This is a genomic window from Amycolatopsis sp. NPDC088138 (assembly GCF_044741685.1).
Classification (GTDB): domain Bacteria; phylum Actinomycetota; class Actinomycetes; order Mycobacteriales; family Pseudonocardiaceae; genus Amycolatopsis.
This window is the reverse complement of record NZ_JBIUTB010000006.1, coordinates 321,655-336,757: the sequence shown is the minus strand read 5'-3', so window position 1 is coordinate 336,757 and position 15,103 is coordinate 321,655. Positions and strand designations below refer to the sequence as shown.

12 protein-coding genes and 1 riboswitch are annotated in these 15,103 nt (G+C 72.1%); of the genes, 4 read left to right on the top strand and 8 right to left on the bottom strand.

Going from position 1 to position 15,103, the window contains the following annotated elements; all coding sequences use genetic code 11:
- Nucleotides 1–30: 30 nt before the first annotated feature.
- The gene (holA, locus tag ACIOD2_RS33285; RefSeq protein WP_400547115.1) at nt 31–1,011 is read right to left on the bottom strand and encodes a DNA polymerase III subunit delta; all 981 of its coding nucleotides are present in this window, start codon (nt 1,009–1,011) and stop codon (nt 31–33) included.
- 136 nt (nt 1,012–1,147) lie between these two features.
- Nucleotides 1,148–1,281, top strand: a riboswitch (SAM riboswitch).
- A 12-nt stretch (nt 1,282–1,293) separates the two neighbouring features.
- Here holA and thrC point away from each other — a divergent pair.
- Nucleotides 1,294–2,559, top strand: a complete 1,266-nt coding sequence (gene thrC / locus ACIOD2_RS33280; protein WP_323335983.1) for a threonine synthase — start codon at nt 1,294–1,296, stop codon at nt 2,557–2,559.
- A gap of 314 nt (nt 2,560–2,873) precedes the next feature.
- Here thrC and ACIOD2_RS33275 read toward each other — a convergent pair whose 3' ends face one another.
- The 7 genes from ACIOD2_RS33275 to nadD form a co-directional block, all read right to left on the bottom strand.
- Complete coding sequence (locus tag ACIOD2_RS33275) at nt 2,874–5,255, bottom strand: ComEC/Rec2 family competence protein (protein ID WP_400547112.1); 2,382 nt, start codon at nt 5,253–5,255, stop codon at nt 2,874–2,876.
- Entirely contained in the window at nt 5,252–5,965 is a 714-nt protein-coding gene (locus tag ACIOD2_RS33270; RefSeq protein ID WP_400547109.1) for a helix-hairpin-helix domain-containing protein, read from the bottom strand. Before ACIOD2_RS33270 ends, ACIOD2_RS33275 begins: the two co-directional genes overlap by 4 nt.
- A gap of 141 nt (nt 5,966–6,106) precedes the next feature.
- Entirely contained in the window at nt 6,107–6,970 is an 864-nt protein-coding gene (locus ACIOD2_RS33265) for a DegV family protein (protein WP_400547106.1), read from the bottom strand.
- 4 nt (nt 6,971–6,974) lie between these two features.
- Nucleotides 6,975–7,703 carry a diglucosylglycerate octanoyltransferase gene (octT, locus tag ACIOD2_RS33260; protein ID WP_400547103.1) on the bottom strand — a complete coding sequence of 243 codons (729 nt, stop codon included), beginning with the start codon at nt 7,701–7,703 and terminating at the stop codon, nt 6,975–6,977.
- A gap of 3 nt (nt 7,704–7,706) precedes the next feature.
- Nucleotides 7,707–8,321, bottom strand: coding sequence for a histidine phosphatase family protein (locus ACIOD2_RS33255; protein WP_400547101.1), 615 nt, complete (start codon nt 8,319–8,321; stop codon nt 7,707–7,709).
- The gene (gene rsfS, locus ACIOD2_RS33250; protein WP_323335992.1) at nt 8,318–8,713 is read right to left on the bottom strand and encodes a ribosome silencing factor; all 396 of its coding nucleotides are present in this window, start codon (nt 8,711–8,713) and stop codon (nt 8,318–8,320) included. Before rsfS ends, ACIOD2_RS33255 begins: the two co-directional genes overlap by 4 nt.
- Nucleotides 8,714–8,772: 59 nt before the next feature.
- Complete coding sequence (nadD, locus tag ACIOD2_RS33245; protein WP_400548866.1) at nt 8,773–9,342, bottom strand: nicotinate-nucleotide adenylyltransferase; 570 nt, start codon at nt 9,340–9,342, stop codon at nt 8,773–8,775.
- A 196-nt stretch (nt 9,343–9,538) separates the two neighbouring features.
- On the opposite strand from nadD, the gene ACIOD2_RS33240 reads away from it, so the two are divergent.
- The 3 genes from ACIOD2_RS33240 to argS all read left to right on the top strand — a co-directional run bounded on the left by ACIOD2_RS33240 (nt 9,539) and on the right by argS (nt 15,091).
- On the top strand, nt 9,539–11,650 hold the full coding sequence (locus ACIOD2_RS33240; protein ID WP_400547096.1) for a RecQ family ATP-dependent DNA helicase: 2,112 nt from the start codon (nt 9,539–9,541) through the stop codon (nt 11,648–11,650).
- Between the two features lie 376 nt (nt 11,651–12,026).
- The gene (locus ACIOD2_RS33235; RefSeq protein WP_400547093.1) at nt 12,027–13,298 is read left to right on the top strand and encodes an MFS transporter; all 1,272 of its coding nucleotides are present in this window, start codon (nt 12,027–12,029) and stop codon (nt 13,296–13,298) included.
- 71 nt (nt 13,299–13,369) lie between these two features.
- Nucleotides 13,370–15,091, top strand: coding sequence for an arginine--tRNA ligase (argS, locus tag ACIOD2_RS33230; RefSeq protein ID WP_400547090.1), 1,722 nt, complete (start codon nt 13,370–13,372; stop codon nt 15,089–15,091).
- Nucleotides 15,092–15,103: the final 12 nt, after the last annotated feature.

The window sequence follows — 15,103 nt, the reverse complement described above, 5'->3', positions numbered from 1 at the left end:
CCCCGGCCTCGGCCGGGGCTTTCTTCATGCTCAGCGGTCGCCCTTGGCCGCCGCCACCTGCAGGACCGCGCGCTCCAGCGCGTAGCCCGGGTCCGCCGCGACGCCCTTGACCTCGGCGTTCAGCCGGGCGACCACCCGCATCGCCGTGGCGAGGCCGTCCTGGTTCCAGCCGCGGGACTGGCCCTGGGCCTTGCGGACCTTCCACGGCGGCATGCCCAGCTCACCGGCCAGCTGGTTCGGGTTGCCGCGCCCCGCGCCGGAGACGCGGGCGATCGTGCGGACCGCGTCGGCCAGCGCGTCGGCGACCAGGACGTGCGGGACACCGAGCTGCATCGCCCAGCGCAGCGACTCCAGCGCCGCCGAACGATCACCGCTCACCGCCTTCTCGGCCACCGCGAACCCGGTCACGTCGGCGCGGCCGCGGTGGTAGCGGTGGACCGCGTCGGCGTCCACGACGCCGCCCGCGTCCGCCACGAGCTGCGTGGCCGCGGAAGACAGTTCCCGCAGGTCGGAGCCCACGGCGTCGATGAGTGCGGCGACCCCGGCCGGGTCGATCTTGCCGCCCGCCCGGCGCACCTCGTGGCGGACGAACTGCTCCCGCTCGGCGGGCTTGGTCATCTTCGGGCACTCCGTCACCTCGGCGCCGGCCTTCTTGAGCACCGCCGGGAGGGTCTTGCCCGCCTTGCTGCGCCCGCCGCCGGTGTGCACGACGACGAGCACGACGCCGTCCGCCGGGTCCTTCAGGTACGACGAAACGGCGTCGGACAGCTCCTGCGAGATGTCCTGCGCCGACTCGAGGACGATCACCCGGCCCTCGCTGAACAGCGACGGGCTGACCAGTTCGGCCAGCTCAGGCGCTGTGAGATCGGACACCCGCGCCCGCGTCAGCTCGGCCGTCGCGTCCATCGCGCGGGCGGCGGCGAGCGTGTCGCGGACGGCCCGCTCGATCAGCAGTTCTTCCTCACCCAGCACCAGGTGCAGCGGGGCCGGGGCGGTGGCTTGCGCGGTCACCCCGGAATCCTCTCACTTGCGCAATCGTGCGCCCGCTCCGGTGATGTCGAGCGGGCACCATGGCACGGCTCGAGTGCCATGTCGTACGGTGTCTTCGAGGCAGCGCTCGTTCCGGTGCGCGCCGACAACTGAATACCGCTCATCCAGAGGGGCAGAGGGAACGGCCCGACGAAGCCCCGGCAACCGGCGTACAGCCTGTCATCCCGCGATCGCGGGATAGCTGACGACCACGGTGCCAATTCCGGCCCGCTTCGGCGGGGCAGATGAGGAAGGAACCTCGCGATGACCGCAACCCTCGGCACGACCTCCACCACCAAGACCCCGGATCTCGGACCGGCCGTCGAACTGGTGTCGAAGGAAGAGGGCCACCGGCAGCCGCTCGCCCCCGAGTTCGTCTCGGCCGAAGACTTCTCGCCGCTCGAAGTCGCCTACGACTTCGGCCGCGTCCGCCGCGAAGACATCGAGGCCGGCCCCAAGAACATCTGGCGCTACAAGAAGCTCCTCCCGGTTCCGTCCAACGTCGAAGAGATCCCGAACACCGAGCCCGGTGCCACCCGGCTGATCCGCGCCGACCGCCTGGCCAAGGCGCTCGGCCTCAAGCGCGTGTGGGTCAAGGACGACACCGGCAACCCGACGCACTCGTTCAAGGACCGGGTCGTGGCCGTCGCGCTGGCCGCGGCCCGCGAGTTCGGCTTCGAGGTGCTCGCCTGTCCCTCGACCGGCAACCTGGCCAACGCGGTCGCCGCCGCCGCGGCCCGCGCGGGCTGGAAGTCGGTCGTGCTGATCCCGAAGACCCTCGAGCGCGCCAAGATCCTCACCACCGCGGTCTACGACGGCGACCTGATCGCCGTCGACGGCAACTACGACGACGTCAACCGCCTCGCCACCCAACTGGCCGGCGAGCACCCGAGCTGGGCCTTCGTGAACGTCAACGTCCGCCCGTACTACTCCGAGGGCTCGAAGACGCTCGCCTTCGAGGTCGCCGAGCAGCTCGGCTGGCGGATCCCGCCGCAGATCGTCGTGCCGATCGCCTCCGGTTCGCAGCTCACCAAGGTGGACAAGGGTTTCCGCGAGCTGGGCCAGCTCGGCCTCGTGGACGCCAGCCCGTACAAGGTGTTCGGCGCCCAGGCCACCGGCTGCTCGCCGGTTTCGGCCGCGTTCCGCGCCGGCCACGACGTCGTCCAGCCGGTGAAGCCGGACACCATCGCCCGCTCGCTGGCGATCGGCAACCCGGCCGACGGCCCGTACGTGCTCGACATCGTCAACCGCACCGGCGGCTCGATCGAAGACGTCACCGACGAAGAGGTCGTCGAAGGCATCCGGCTGCTGGCCCGCACCGAGGGCATCTTCACCGAGACGGCCGGCGGGGTCACCGTCGCCACGGCGAAGAAGCTGGTCGAGACGGGCAAGCTGGACCCGGACGCCGAGACGGTGCTCCTCATCACCGGCGACGGCCTCAAGACCCTCGACGCCATCGAGAACCACGTGGGCCCGAAGGCGACCGTGCCGGCGTCGGCCGCGGCCGTGAACGAGGCCCTCGGCTACTGAAGTCTCCCCGCCGGGGCGAGCCAGGCTTGCCCCGGCGGGCTGTCGCCGGGCCTGACGGTCCCGGTCGCGGGTCATATTGGCCGCGGCTGCGAACCTGGCGCTCAGCCACTGGCACCCCACGCTCGGAGAGCCACCGCTTGCCGAGGCGGGAACTCGTCTCAGCACCACGACCCGCCGGGATCGGCGATGGGCGCACCGCACGTTCACCACGCCTGGCCGGCGGGCCCAGAGCCGCGGCTGCGAACCTGGCGCTCAGCCACTTGAATCGCTCACAGGGCCAGCCTCGGCGGGAACGCGTTGCGGGACAACGGAAGTCAGCGGTGAGGCGGGCCGCGTGGCTCACCCCGGCGGGCTATCGCCGGACCTGACGGGTCCGGCACCACAGCTGTGTCACCGTCCACGTCGGTCCGGGTAACCAGGGCTCCCAGCACCGTCAGTGTGTCCACTGTGGACTTGCTCGGGTGGCCGTAGGAGTTGCCCGCGCCCACGCTGATGAGCGCCGTCCGAGGGGCCACCGCGGCGAGGAACGCCGGCAGCGAGTAGCGCGAACCGTGGTGTGGCACCTTGAGAACCTCCGCTTTCAGGTCGCCGACATCGGCCAGGAGATCGGCTTGGGCCGCCAGTTCGACGTCACCCGTCATGAGCACGCGACCGGCCGCCGTCTCCGCCCGCAGGACGACCGAGCTGTTGTTGATCGTCGTGCCGTCCTGCTGGACAGCCGAGCGAGACGGCACGTAGCGCGGCCCGAGCACGTCGAGCACCAGACCGGGTAGGTCGACCCGCTCTCCCGGGCTCAGCTCCACCAGCGGCACCCCTTCACGGGACGCCTCCGCGGCGACCTGCCGCCACGCCCAGTCCGGCGCACGCCCCGGCCCGACGGCGATGCCGCCGACCGACCGGCCGTCGAAGACCGACGCGAGCCCGCCGATGTGGTCGGCGTGCAGGTGACTCAGGATCAGCAACGGGATCCGGTCGACCGACAGCCGGTGCAGGCACTCGTCCACCGGCCCCGGCTCGGGCCCGGTGTCCACCACGACCGCCCGCCCCGGCTCCGACGTCGCCAGCACGACCGCGTCACCCTGGCCGACGTCACACTCGACCATTGCCCAGCTCCGCGGCGGCCACGCTGGTGCGAGCACCCGCACCGGCACGAACACCAGCAGCGCACCGACGACCAGGATCGCCAGGAACACCCGGATCCGCCGGTACCGCACCGCGAACACGAGGACCGCGAGTACCGCCGCCGCGAGCAGCGCACCCGTCCAGCCGCCGGGCCAGGCCACGACCGCGCCCGGTGCCCTCGCGCCGTGCCGCGCCACGAAGATCAGCCACTCGGCCTCCGGACCGGCGAGGTGCACCAGGAACGTCCCTGCGCCCGGCCACCAGGGCCCGGCGACCGTCGCCAGCACCCCGAGGACCGTGGCCGGGGCGACGACGGGCGCGGCGAGGATGTTGGTCACCACCGACACCAGGCTCACCGTGCCGGCCATCCCCGCCAGTACGGGCGCCGTCACCACGAAGGCGGCGAGCGGTATCGCCAGCCCTTCGGCGAAACCCGGTGGGACGCCACGACGGACCAGCACCCCGGCCCAGCGCGGGGCCAGCAGAACGAGCCCGGCCGTGGCGAAGACCGACAACGCGAACCCGAAGTCCGTGGCCATCGCCGGATCCGCCACCACCAGCACGCACACCGCGAAGGCCAACGCGGGCAGCGCCGAACCCCGCCGTCCCAGTGCCAAGGCGAGCAACGCGACCGCCGCCATGACCCCGGCACGCAGCACGCTCGGTTCCGGGCCGACCAGGACCAGGAATCCCACCAGGCACAGCCCGGCCGCCACGGCCGACAACCGAGGGCCCAGCCGTAGCACTCGCAGCAGGAGCAGGACCGCACCACACGCCACGGCGAGGTTTCCGCCACTGACCGCGGTCAGGTGAGCGAGGCCCGCCGTGACGAACTCCTGCTCGACCCGGGGTGACAACGCGCTCGTGTCGCCCAGGACCAGGCCCGGCAGCAGGCCCGCGGGCTCCTCCGGCAGGGTCTGGCTCAGGTCGTGCAAGCCGGCTCGCAGCCCGGCCGCGACCTCCTGCCACCACGGCGCCGGACCCGGCTCGCCAGGCGGACCGCGCACGGACAGCACCGCCACGGTGAGGTCCGGCCCACGCGGCGGCATCAGCAGGCCCGCCACTGAAACCTCCTGGCCCGGCAACATGCTCGCCCACGCCGCGACCGGTGTGAGCAGCAGGACCCGCCCGGACGACCCGACGGGCTGCCCGTCGACGGACGCCGTACGCACGTCGGCGGAAAGCACCACGGACCGGGCGCCTGCCTGCTGATCGGCGTAGCCCGCGCTCCGCACCGGCCTCGGCCGTTCCGCGACGACCACCCTGAGCGTCGCGGGCAGCCCTTGGGCCGCGGCCGCGCGCAGGGCGTCCTGCTCGGCGTCGCGAATCCGCCAGGCGACCGGGCCGGCGGCGACCAGGCCCAGCACCAGCAGCGCCGCTGCCGCGCCGAGCGCTCGTGACCGGCCACGGGCCCGCCAGAGCACCAAGCCGGCCAGGACCGCCGACGCGAGCCCGACGGCGACCGCCGTCCACCAGCCGAACAGCAGCCCGGCCAGGGCGGCGAGCCAGCACGCGAGGGCCGCCGGGACCAGCCGCATGTCCTGCCGGGCGTCGGTCGCGGGAAGCGTGTTCATCCGACCGTCACCTGCCCCCGGAGCTTCTCAAATTTGCTTTCGCCGATGCCGTCCACGTCGCGCAGTTGCTCGACCTTCGTGAATCCGCCGTGCTCCGTGCGCCACTGGACGATCCGCTTGGCCATCACCTCGCCGACACCGGGCAGCGTGTCCAGCTGGTCCGGGCTCGCCGCGTTGAGGTCGACCTTCCCGCCGCCTTCGGGGACGCCGGGTGGCGGGGCGGGTGCCGGGATCCCGACCGCGAGCTGTTCGCCGTCGGTCACCTTGCGGGCGAGGTTCACCGCGCTGAGGTCCGCGCCGGGGTCGGCTCCCCCGGCCGCCCGCAGGACGTCCGCGACCCGCGAGCCCTGGGGCACGGTGACCAGGCCGGGCGACCGGACGCGGCCGATCACGCTGACGACGAGACCGGCCTTCGGCGGCGGCGCCGCTTCACCCGCGGGTTTCGCGCTCGGCAGCGGAGGCGGTGGCTCGGGTGCCGGACGGCCGCCCAGCAGCGCGACCGAGCCGAGGACGAGCAGCACGACGACCGCGAAGACGCCGCCTATCGCCCAGCGGCGACGGCCCGCGCCGGTCGCTCCGCCCGGCAGCCAGCGCCGGACCAGCCGGCCACCCGGCCCGACCGTGCTCGCGTCGGGCGAGAGCTGGTCGGCCAGCCAGGCGAGCCGGTCGTTGACGGGGAGGCCCGGATCCCGGGCGGGCTGCTCGAACACACGATCGACGTTAGGGGTCGCGGGGAGGCGTCGACAGGGGCGCCGCCGCGTCCTGTGGACAACCGGGGTGTTGTGGATGGATCCCGCCGGCCCGGTCCGGGTACGGCCGTTTTCGTCGTACCCGGATGAGATGCTGGAGGGTCAGGCGTCCGGCCTGGCCGGGATCGTGCGCTGCACCACCACGCCCAGCACCCCGGGCCCGGTGTGCGCGCCGATCACCGCGCCCAGCTCGGAGACCACGCAGCCCCCCGACCGGGGCACCGCCTCCTCCAGCCGGTTCGCCAGCTCGACCGCCCGGTCCGGCGAGGCCAGGTGGTGGACGGCGAGCTCGACGTCGTCGTCGTCCGCGGCCCGGGCCGCCAGCTCGACCAGCCGCGCGATCGCCCGGTTCATGGTGCGGACCTTCTCCAGCGGCAGGATCCGGCCGTCGGACATGTGCAGCACCGGTTTCACCGCCAGCGCCGTCCCGAGCAGCGCCGCGGCCGGGCCGATCCGGCCGCCGCGGCGCAGGTACTCCAGGGTTTCCACGACGAACAACGTCGACGAGCACTTGGCCGCGGTCATCGCCGCCGCCTCGACCGCCTTCGGATCCGCTCCGGCTGCCGCGGCGTCCGCGGCGTGCAGCGCGGCGAACCCGAGGCCCATCGCGGTCGTGCGCGAGTCGACCACGCGCACCCGGTCCGGCCCGACCTCCTGGGCCGCCAGCACCGCCGCTTCCCACGTGCCCGACAGCTCGCGGGAAAGGTGGACCGAGACGACCGCGTCCGCGCCGTCGGCGAACGCCGCCCGGAACTCCTTCGCGAACTCGGCCGGGGTCGGCCGGGACGTCGTGACGATCTTGCGCTGGCTCATCGCCTCGGCGACCGCCGCCGGGCCGGTCTCCACGCCGTCGAGCGACACCACGCCGTCGACCAGGACGTGCAGCGGCACCACCCGGACCTCGTGCCGTTCGGCGAACCCCTCCGGCAGGTGGGCGGTGGAATCCGTGACTACGGCGACCGACACGCCGTCAGCCTACGTGGCCGCGGGCCGCCACCGGCGCCAGCAACACGGACATGGCCTGGCCCACCGCGGCGTGTCCCGCCCAGCCCCAGTGCATGCCGTCGGGGTTGCCCGCGCCGCTGAGGACGTGCTCGCCGACGACCTCTTTCAAGTCCAGCAACGGAACGCCGGCGCGCTCGCCCCACGCCCGCATCGCGGCCTCGGCGGCCGGACGCGCGGTGTGCACCCCGCCGTAGGCCGCGGCCCGGTGCACCGACGGCAGCATCCCGAAGATCGGCAGCTCGGGACGCAGGACGCGCAACGCTTCCACGGCGTTGTCGAGGTACTGCACGGTGAGCTTCACCGGCAGCACCCTGGGACGGCCGCGGAACGCGACCGACAACCGCGGCTGCGCGGCGAGATAAGCCTTGCGCACCACGCGTCGCACCGGATCGGGCCGCAGGTACTTCAGTCCTGAGCGCAGGTAGGTCGGCAACGGCGAAGGCAGCGTGTCCATGCTCCCGATCGCCAGCACGATGGCGTCCGCGTGGTGCAGGTCGGCCCAGACGCGCGGGTCGCCGGTCAGCGACCACCACACGTCGCGGGCGGTCCAGCCGATCCCCGCGACCAGCTCCGCGGTGCCGCCGACGGCCGCGGCGGCGACGTTCGGCCACAGGCGTGGCTCGTCCGCGGCGCAGGGCCCCTCGGGGCCGTGAAAGCTCAGCGAATCGCCGAACACCAGCAGGCGTGGCCCCATCGGCTAGCCGGTCATCCCCGCGTTGTAGGCGTGCAGCCGCCACTTGCCGTCGCGCAGGCCGAGCTCGACCCAGTGGCAGTTGGCGATCCCGCCGAGGGACGGCCAGATCTCGACCGGCAGCCTCAGCAGACCGGCCGTGAGCGCGATGATCAGCCCGCCGTGCGCGGCCAGCAGGACGGTGTCGCCGACGTCGGAGTTGGCCTGCTGCAGGTCGGAGACGACCTCGCCGGCGCGCTCGGCGACGTCGAGGCGGTTCTCGCCGCCCGGCGGCGCCCAGGTCGCGTCGGTGCGCCAGCGGGCGCGTTCACCGGGGTACTCGGCGTCGACCTCGGCGCCGGTCTTCCCCTGCCACTCGCCCAGGTGCGTCTCGCGCAGGCGCTTGTCGATGCGCAGCGGGACGCCGATGGCGTCGGTGAGCACGGTGGCGGTGTCGGTGGCACGGCGCAGGTCGGAGGCGATTACCAGGTCCGGTGAGAACCGGGCCAGTGCCGGGACGGCGAAGCGGGCCTGGTTCCAGCCGACCGGGGTCAGCGCCGAGTCGAGGTGACCCTGCATCCGCCCGGCGGCGTTGTAGTCCGTCTCGCCGTGGCGCCAGAGCACCAGCCGCCGCGGGCTCACCGGGCGTCCGCGTCCTCATCGGCGGGCGGCTCCTCGAGGCCGGCCACCTCGATCCGCGGGCAGTCCTTCCAGAGCCGCTCAAGACCGTAGAACGTGCGCTCCTCGACGTGCTGGACGTGCACGACGACGTCGACGTAGTCGAGCAGGACCCAGCGGCCTTCGCGGGCGCCTTCGCGGCGGACCGGCTTGTGCCCGCTCTCCCGCAGTTTCTCCTCGACGTTGTCGACGATCGCGCCGACCAGGCGCTCGTTGGAAGCGGAGGCGATGACGAAGGCGTCGGTGATGACGAGCTGCTCGGACACGTCCAGCACGACGACGTCGCTGGCCTTCTTGTCCGCCGCCGCGTGTGCGGCCGCTACGGCCAGCTCTCGTGCCTCGGACGTGGCTGTCACGGTGCTCCTTTTCGGATCGGGTTCGCCCGAGAAGAGTACCCGCCGCGACCAGCGGTGCTTCAGTCGCTCTTCCGGTACAGATCCTTCTTGGTGATGTAGCGGACGACGCCGTCGGGAACGAGGTACCAGACCGGCTCCCCGCGCTCGACGCGGTCGCGGCAGCCAGTGGACGAAATCGCCATCGCGGTGACCTCGACGAGGCTCACCTTCCCGCTGGGCAGGTGGTGCGAGTTGAGCCGGTAACCGGGCCGCGTGACGCCGATGAAGTGCGCGAAGTCGAACAGCTCTTCGGCCTTGTGCCAGGTGAGGATCTGCTCGAGGGCGTCGGCGCCGGTGATGAAGTAGAGCTGGTCGTCGGGGTACTCGGCGTGGAGGTCGCGCAGGGTGTCGACGGTGTAGGTCTGGCCGGCGCGGTCGATGTCCACGCGGCTGACCGAGAAGACCGGGTTGGACGCGGTCGCGATGACCGTCATCAGGTAGCGGTCCTCGGCCTTGGTGACCTGGCGGTCGGTCTTCTGCCAGGGCTGGCCGGTGGGAACGAAGATCACTTCGTCGAGCCCGAACCGGGACTGGACCTCGCTGGCCGCGACAAGGTGGCCGTGGTGCACGGGGTCGAAAGTGCCGCCCATGACCCCGATCCGCCGTGGTGACATGGGACCCGAGCCTATACACCGGACCCGCGGGCCGTCCGGTCCAGCAGCACACCTCGCCCGACCGTGCGAAGTTTGTGATTCAGATCACATTACGGCCGGTATTCGACACGAACGGTCCGTTCGCGACGCCGCCGATTCCCGGTTCGTCGGTGCCATGGGGTAGACGTGGGGCGTGGACACGACCAGCACCACCCCAGCACTCCGCGAACGCGCCGAGACCCTCCTCCGGGCCCTGGCCGGCGATTCGGCGAAGCTGCGCGAAGACCAATGGACGGCCATCGAGGCCCTGGTCGCGCAGCGGCGTCGCGCGCTCGTCGTGCAACGCACCGGGTGGGGCAAGTCGGCGGTGTACTTCCTGGCCACCGCGCTGCTGCGGGAACAGGGCAGCGGGCCGACGGTGATCGTCTCGCCGCTGCTGGCGCTGATGCGCAACCAGATCTCGGCGGCGGCGAAGGCCGGGATCCACGCGGCGACGATGAACTCCGCGAACCCGCAGGAGTGGGAGCAGGTCCAGGCGGCGGTCGCGGCCGGCGAGATCGACGTGCTGCTGGTCAGCCCCGAACGGCTGAACAACCCGGACTTCCGCGACAACGTGCTGCCGAAGCTGACCGCGAGCACCGGGCTCCTGGTGGTCGACGAGGCGCACTGCATCTCGGACTGGGGCCACGACTTCCGGCCGGACTACCGGCGCCTGCGCACGCTGCTGGGCGACCTGCCGGACGGCGTGCCGGTGCTGGCGACCACCGCGACGGCGAACGACCGGGTCGTCACCGACGTCGCCGAGCAGCTGGGCCTGGGCACCGGCGGCGACACGCTCGTGCTGCGCGGCACGCTCGACCGGGAGAGCCTCCGGCTGTCGGTGTGCCGGCTGCCGACGTCGCAGGCGCGGCTCGCGTGGCTCGCCGAGCACCTGGCGGAGCTGCCGGGGTCGGGAATCATCTACACGCTGACGGTCGCGGCGGCGCACGACGTCGCGTCGCTGCTGAAGGATCGCGGCTACCCGGTGGCGGCCTACACCGGCAAGACCGACCCGGCCGACCGGCAGGCGGCCGAGGACGATCTGCTCGGCAACCGGGTCAAGGCGCTGGTCGCGACGTCCGCGCTGGGCATGGGGTTCGACAAGCCGGACCTCGGGTTCGTCGTGCACCTGGGCGCGCCGTCGTCGCCGATCGCGTACTACCAGCAGGTCGGCCGTGCCGGGCGTGGTGTGGAGCGCGCGGAAGTCGTGCTGCTGCCCGGGGAAGAGGACCGGGCGATCTGGGCGTACTTCGGGTCGCTGGCATTCCCCGACGAGCTGCGGGTGACGCAGGTGCTGAACTCGCTCGCCTACGCCGACCGTCCACTTTCGACGGCCGCGCTCGAGCCGTCGGTGGAGCTTTCCCGCTCCCGCCTGGAAATGGTGCTGAAGGTCCTGGACGTCGACGGCGCGGTCCGGCGTGTGAAGGGCGGCTGGGAGAGCACGGGCGAAGACTGGCAGTACGACCGCAGCCGCTACCAGCGGGTCGCGGAAGCGCGTGACCGCGAGCAGGAGGCGATGCTCGGTTACCTGGCGGCCGACGGCTGCCGGATGGAGTACCTGCGGCGCCAGCTCGATGATCCCGAGGCGACCCCGTGCGGGCGGTGCGACAACTGCACCGGCCAGTACTGGGACACGTCGGTGGCCGACGAGGTCGTCGACGCGACGCGGGAACGCTTGCAGCGTCCCGGAGTCGAGGTCGCGCCGCGGAAGCAGTGGCCCACCGGGATGTCCTCTTTGGACGTCCCGGTCTCCGGCCGGATCGGCGCCGACGACCAGGCCGAGCCGGGCCAGGTCCTCGGGCGGCTGACGGACGTCGGCTGGGGCAACCGGCTGCGGGAGCTCGTCGGCCCGGCGGCACAGGACACGGACGTGCCCGACTCGGTGTTCAAGGCGTGTGTCCAGGTACTGGCCGGGTGGCAATGGTCGGAGCGGCCGGTGGCGGTGGTCGCCGTGCCGTCGTCGACGCGGCCGAAGCTCGTCTACAGCCTGGCGACGCGGCTGGCGGACATCGGCAAGCTGGACTTCCTCGGCGCGCTCGACGCGGACGGCCCGCCACCGCGGCAGGCGAACAGCGCGCAACGGCTGGCCGACCTGTGGCGGCGGCTGAGCATGCCGGCCGACCTGGCCGCGACGTTGCCGGCGGGGCCGATCCTGCTGGTCGACGACGTCATCGACACCGGCTGGACGATGACGCTGGCAACCCGGCTGCTCCGGCGGGCCGGGGCGCCGGCGGTGCTCCCGTTCGCGCTGGCCAGCACGGCCTGATCCGGGTCGCGCGGCGGGTTCCGCCTCCAGGATGCGTCGGCGGGCGGGGCCGACGTGCGTGGCTGGAGGTCGATCGCGCGTGATCGAGGGCGGGACTCGCGTGCTCGGGGGCGGATCTCATGTGATTGGGCGGGCATCTCGCGTGCTTTGACGGGCACGACTCGTGATTGAGCGGGCATCTCGCGTGATTGAAGGGGCATCACGTGTGATTGGGCGGACGACACGCGTACCCAGGTGGACGACTCGCGTACCTAGAGGGTCGGCTTGCGTGTCTGGGGATGGCGGGGTGGGGTGCGGAAAGGGATGGTGGGGATCTTTCGTACTGGGGTGGGATGTGGCAAAGTCGCGTCCACCTTCGGGGGACGTGGAGGCTGCCATGACCGTGCAGGTTCAGCACCGGCTGCCCGTGCGCAAGCTGTTCGCGGCGAGTGCCGGCAACGCGCTGGAGTGGTTCGACTGGACGATCTACGCGACGTTCAGCATCTACTTCGCCGGGGCGTTCTTCCCCTCCGGCAACGACACCCTCGCCCTGATCAACACGTTCGCCACCTATGCGCTCGCGTTCTTCTTCCGCCCGCTCGGCGGCATCCTGCTCGGGCGCTTCGCCGACACCCGCGGCCGCAAGCCGGCCATGATCCTCACCATCCTGCTCATGGCGGGCGGTTCGGTGGCGATCGGCGTGCTGCCGACGTTCGCGCAGGTCGGCTGGCTCGCGCCGCTCCTGCTGCTGCTCGCCCGGATCGCGCAGGGCCTCTCGCTCGGCGGCGAAGTGTCGAACGCGTCGGCCTACCTGGGCGAAATCGCGCCGGCGGAGCGGCGGGGCCGGTACTCGGCGTTCTTCTACATCTCGACCGGTTCCGCGGTGCTCGTCGCGACCGTGCTCGGGTTCGTGCTCGCGCGGACGCTGGACAAGGCGCAGCTCGCGTCCTGGGGCTGGCGGCTGCCGTTCCTGCTGGGCGGCGTCTTCGGCCTGGTCGGGCTGTGGCTGCGCCGCAGCCTCGCCGAGACCGAGCTGTTCGAGCAGACGAAGACCAAGGCGCGGAAACTCGAGCGGCCGCTGCTGACCACGTTGACGCACCACCCGAAGGCCGTCGTCCGGCTCGTCGGGTTCTCCATGCTCTCGACGCTTTGCTACTACACGTTCTTCAGCGCGCTCACGTCGTTCGCAGTGAAGAACCGGCACGCCGACGCCGATGCCGTGTTCCTCGCGCTCTCGGTCGGCACGGCCTTGTTCATCGCGCTGCAGTACCCGATGGGCGCGCTCGCGGACCGCGTCGGGCGGAAGCCGCAGCTGCTCGTGTGGTCCGGTGCCACCGCGGTCGTCATCGTGCCACTGTCCACTTTGATCGGCCCGAACCTCGGCGGCCTGCTCGTCGTGTTCTGCGTCGGGCTCGGGCTGTACACGGCGATGACGTCGATCGCGCCGGCCATCATGAGCGAGCTGTTCCCCACCGAGCTGCGCGGGCTGGGGATCGGCGCCTGGTACAACCTGACCGTCGCGATCTTCGGCGGGACCGCTCCCCTGCTCATCACCGTGTTCGGCGCGATCTCGCCGACGCTCTACTTCTGGTACGTCGCCGCCGGTGCCGCGATCGCGTTCGCCGTGATCCTGACGCTGCCGGAGACCAAGGGCAGCGAGCTGGGGTAATCCCTTCGTCGCCGGCCGGCGCCGCTCGCTAGGCTGCGGGCTCCGCTGACCGAGCCCGAAGGAGGGACACCGTGCACACCGCCGACGTTACCGAGGAGCTGGCGCGCCGCGTGGTCGCCGCCGCCGGCCGGGCCCTGGACGTGGAACTGACGCCGGAGCAGGCGCTGATCCAGGCGTCGCCGCGTGACGGCGTCGACTACCAGGCCAACCTCGCGATGAGCCTCGGCAAGAAGCTCGGCCGGCCACCGCGCGAGGTCGCCACGCTCATCGCAGAAGCCCTGGAGCTGGACGGGATCGCCGAGACGCCCGAGGTCGCCGGGCCCGGGTTCCTCAACTTCGTGCTGCGCAAGGACTGGCTGGAAACCCGGGTGGAATCGGTGCTCGGCGACGCACGCCTCGGCGTGCCGCGGACGGCCGAGCCGCGCACGATCGCACTCGACTACAGCAGCCCGAACGTCGCGAAGGAGATGCACGTCGGGCACCTGCGCTCGTCCGTGATCGGCGACGCCCTCGCGCGCCTGCTGCGCTTCGCGGGCCACGAAGTGTTGCCGCACAACCACCTCGGCGACTGGGGCACGCCGTTCGGCATGCTCATCGAGCACCTGCTCGACGTCCCGTCCGACCAGCGCGCGATCGCCGACCTCGACGCCTTCTACCGCGAAGCACGCCGGAAGTTCGACAGCGACGAGGCGTTCGCGACGCGGGCGCGCACCCGCGTCGTGCTGCTGCAGAGCGGCGACGAAGAGACGCTCGCTGTGTGGCAGACCCTCGTCGACGAGTCGACCCGGCACTTCAACGAGGTCTACGCCCTGCTCGGGATATCCTTGACGGACAAGGACATCTACGGCGAGAGCTTCTACAACCCGTACCTCGCCACGGTCGTCGACGACCTGGAGGCGGCCGGGCTGACCGAAGTCAGCGACGGCGCCGTCTGCGTGTTCCCCGAAGGGTTCCGCAACCGGGACGGCGACCGGCTGCCGCTGATCGTCCGCAAGCGTGACGGCGGCTACGGCTACGCTGCCACGGACCTGGCCACCGTCCGGTATTGGACGGCCGAGCGTGGCGCGACCGACCTGCTCTACGTCGTCGGATCGCCGCAGGCGCAGCACTTCGCGATGGTGTTCTCGGCCTGCCGCAAGGCCGGCTGGCTGACCGGGCACGCCGAGCACGTCGGCTTCGGCACCGTGCTGGGCGCCGACGGCAAGACGATGCGGACCCGGGCCGGCGAGACGATCAAGCTGGTCGACCTGCTCACCGAAGCCGTGACGCAGGCCACCGTGGTCGTCGCCGAACGCAGTGAGCTCGACGCGGCGGGGCAGGCCGAGGTCGCCCGGGCCGTCGGCATCGGCGCGGTCAAGTACGCCGACCTCTCCGGCGACCGCGAGCGCGACTACGTCTTCGCCTGGGACCGGATGCTCGCGAAGGAGGGCAACACCTCGGTGTACCTCCAGTACGCGCACGCGCGGACGCGGTCGATCCTGCGCAAGGCGGGTGGCGAGCCCGACGGCACGCGGATCCTGCTGGACGAGCCGGCGGAACGCGCGCTCGCGCTGAAGCTGCTGCGGTTCGGCGAGGCCCTCGACGCCGCGACGAACGCTTACGCACCGCACAAGCTCTGTACGTACCTTTACGAGGCCGCGGTCGCCTTTTCCCGGTTCTACGACGATTGCCCGGTCCTCAAGGCGCCGACCCCCGAGCTGCGCGCGTCCCGGCTGCGGTTGACTACGCTGACGGCGAACACGCTCGCGCTCGGGCTTTCCCTGCTCGGTATCGCAGCGCCCGACCAGCTGTAGTGAGAGACCGCT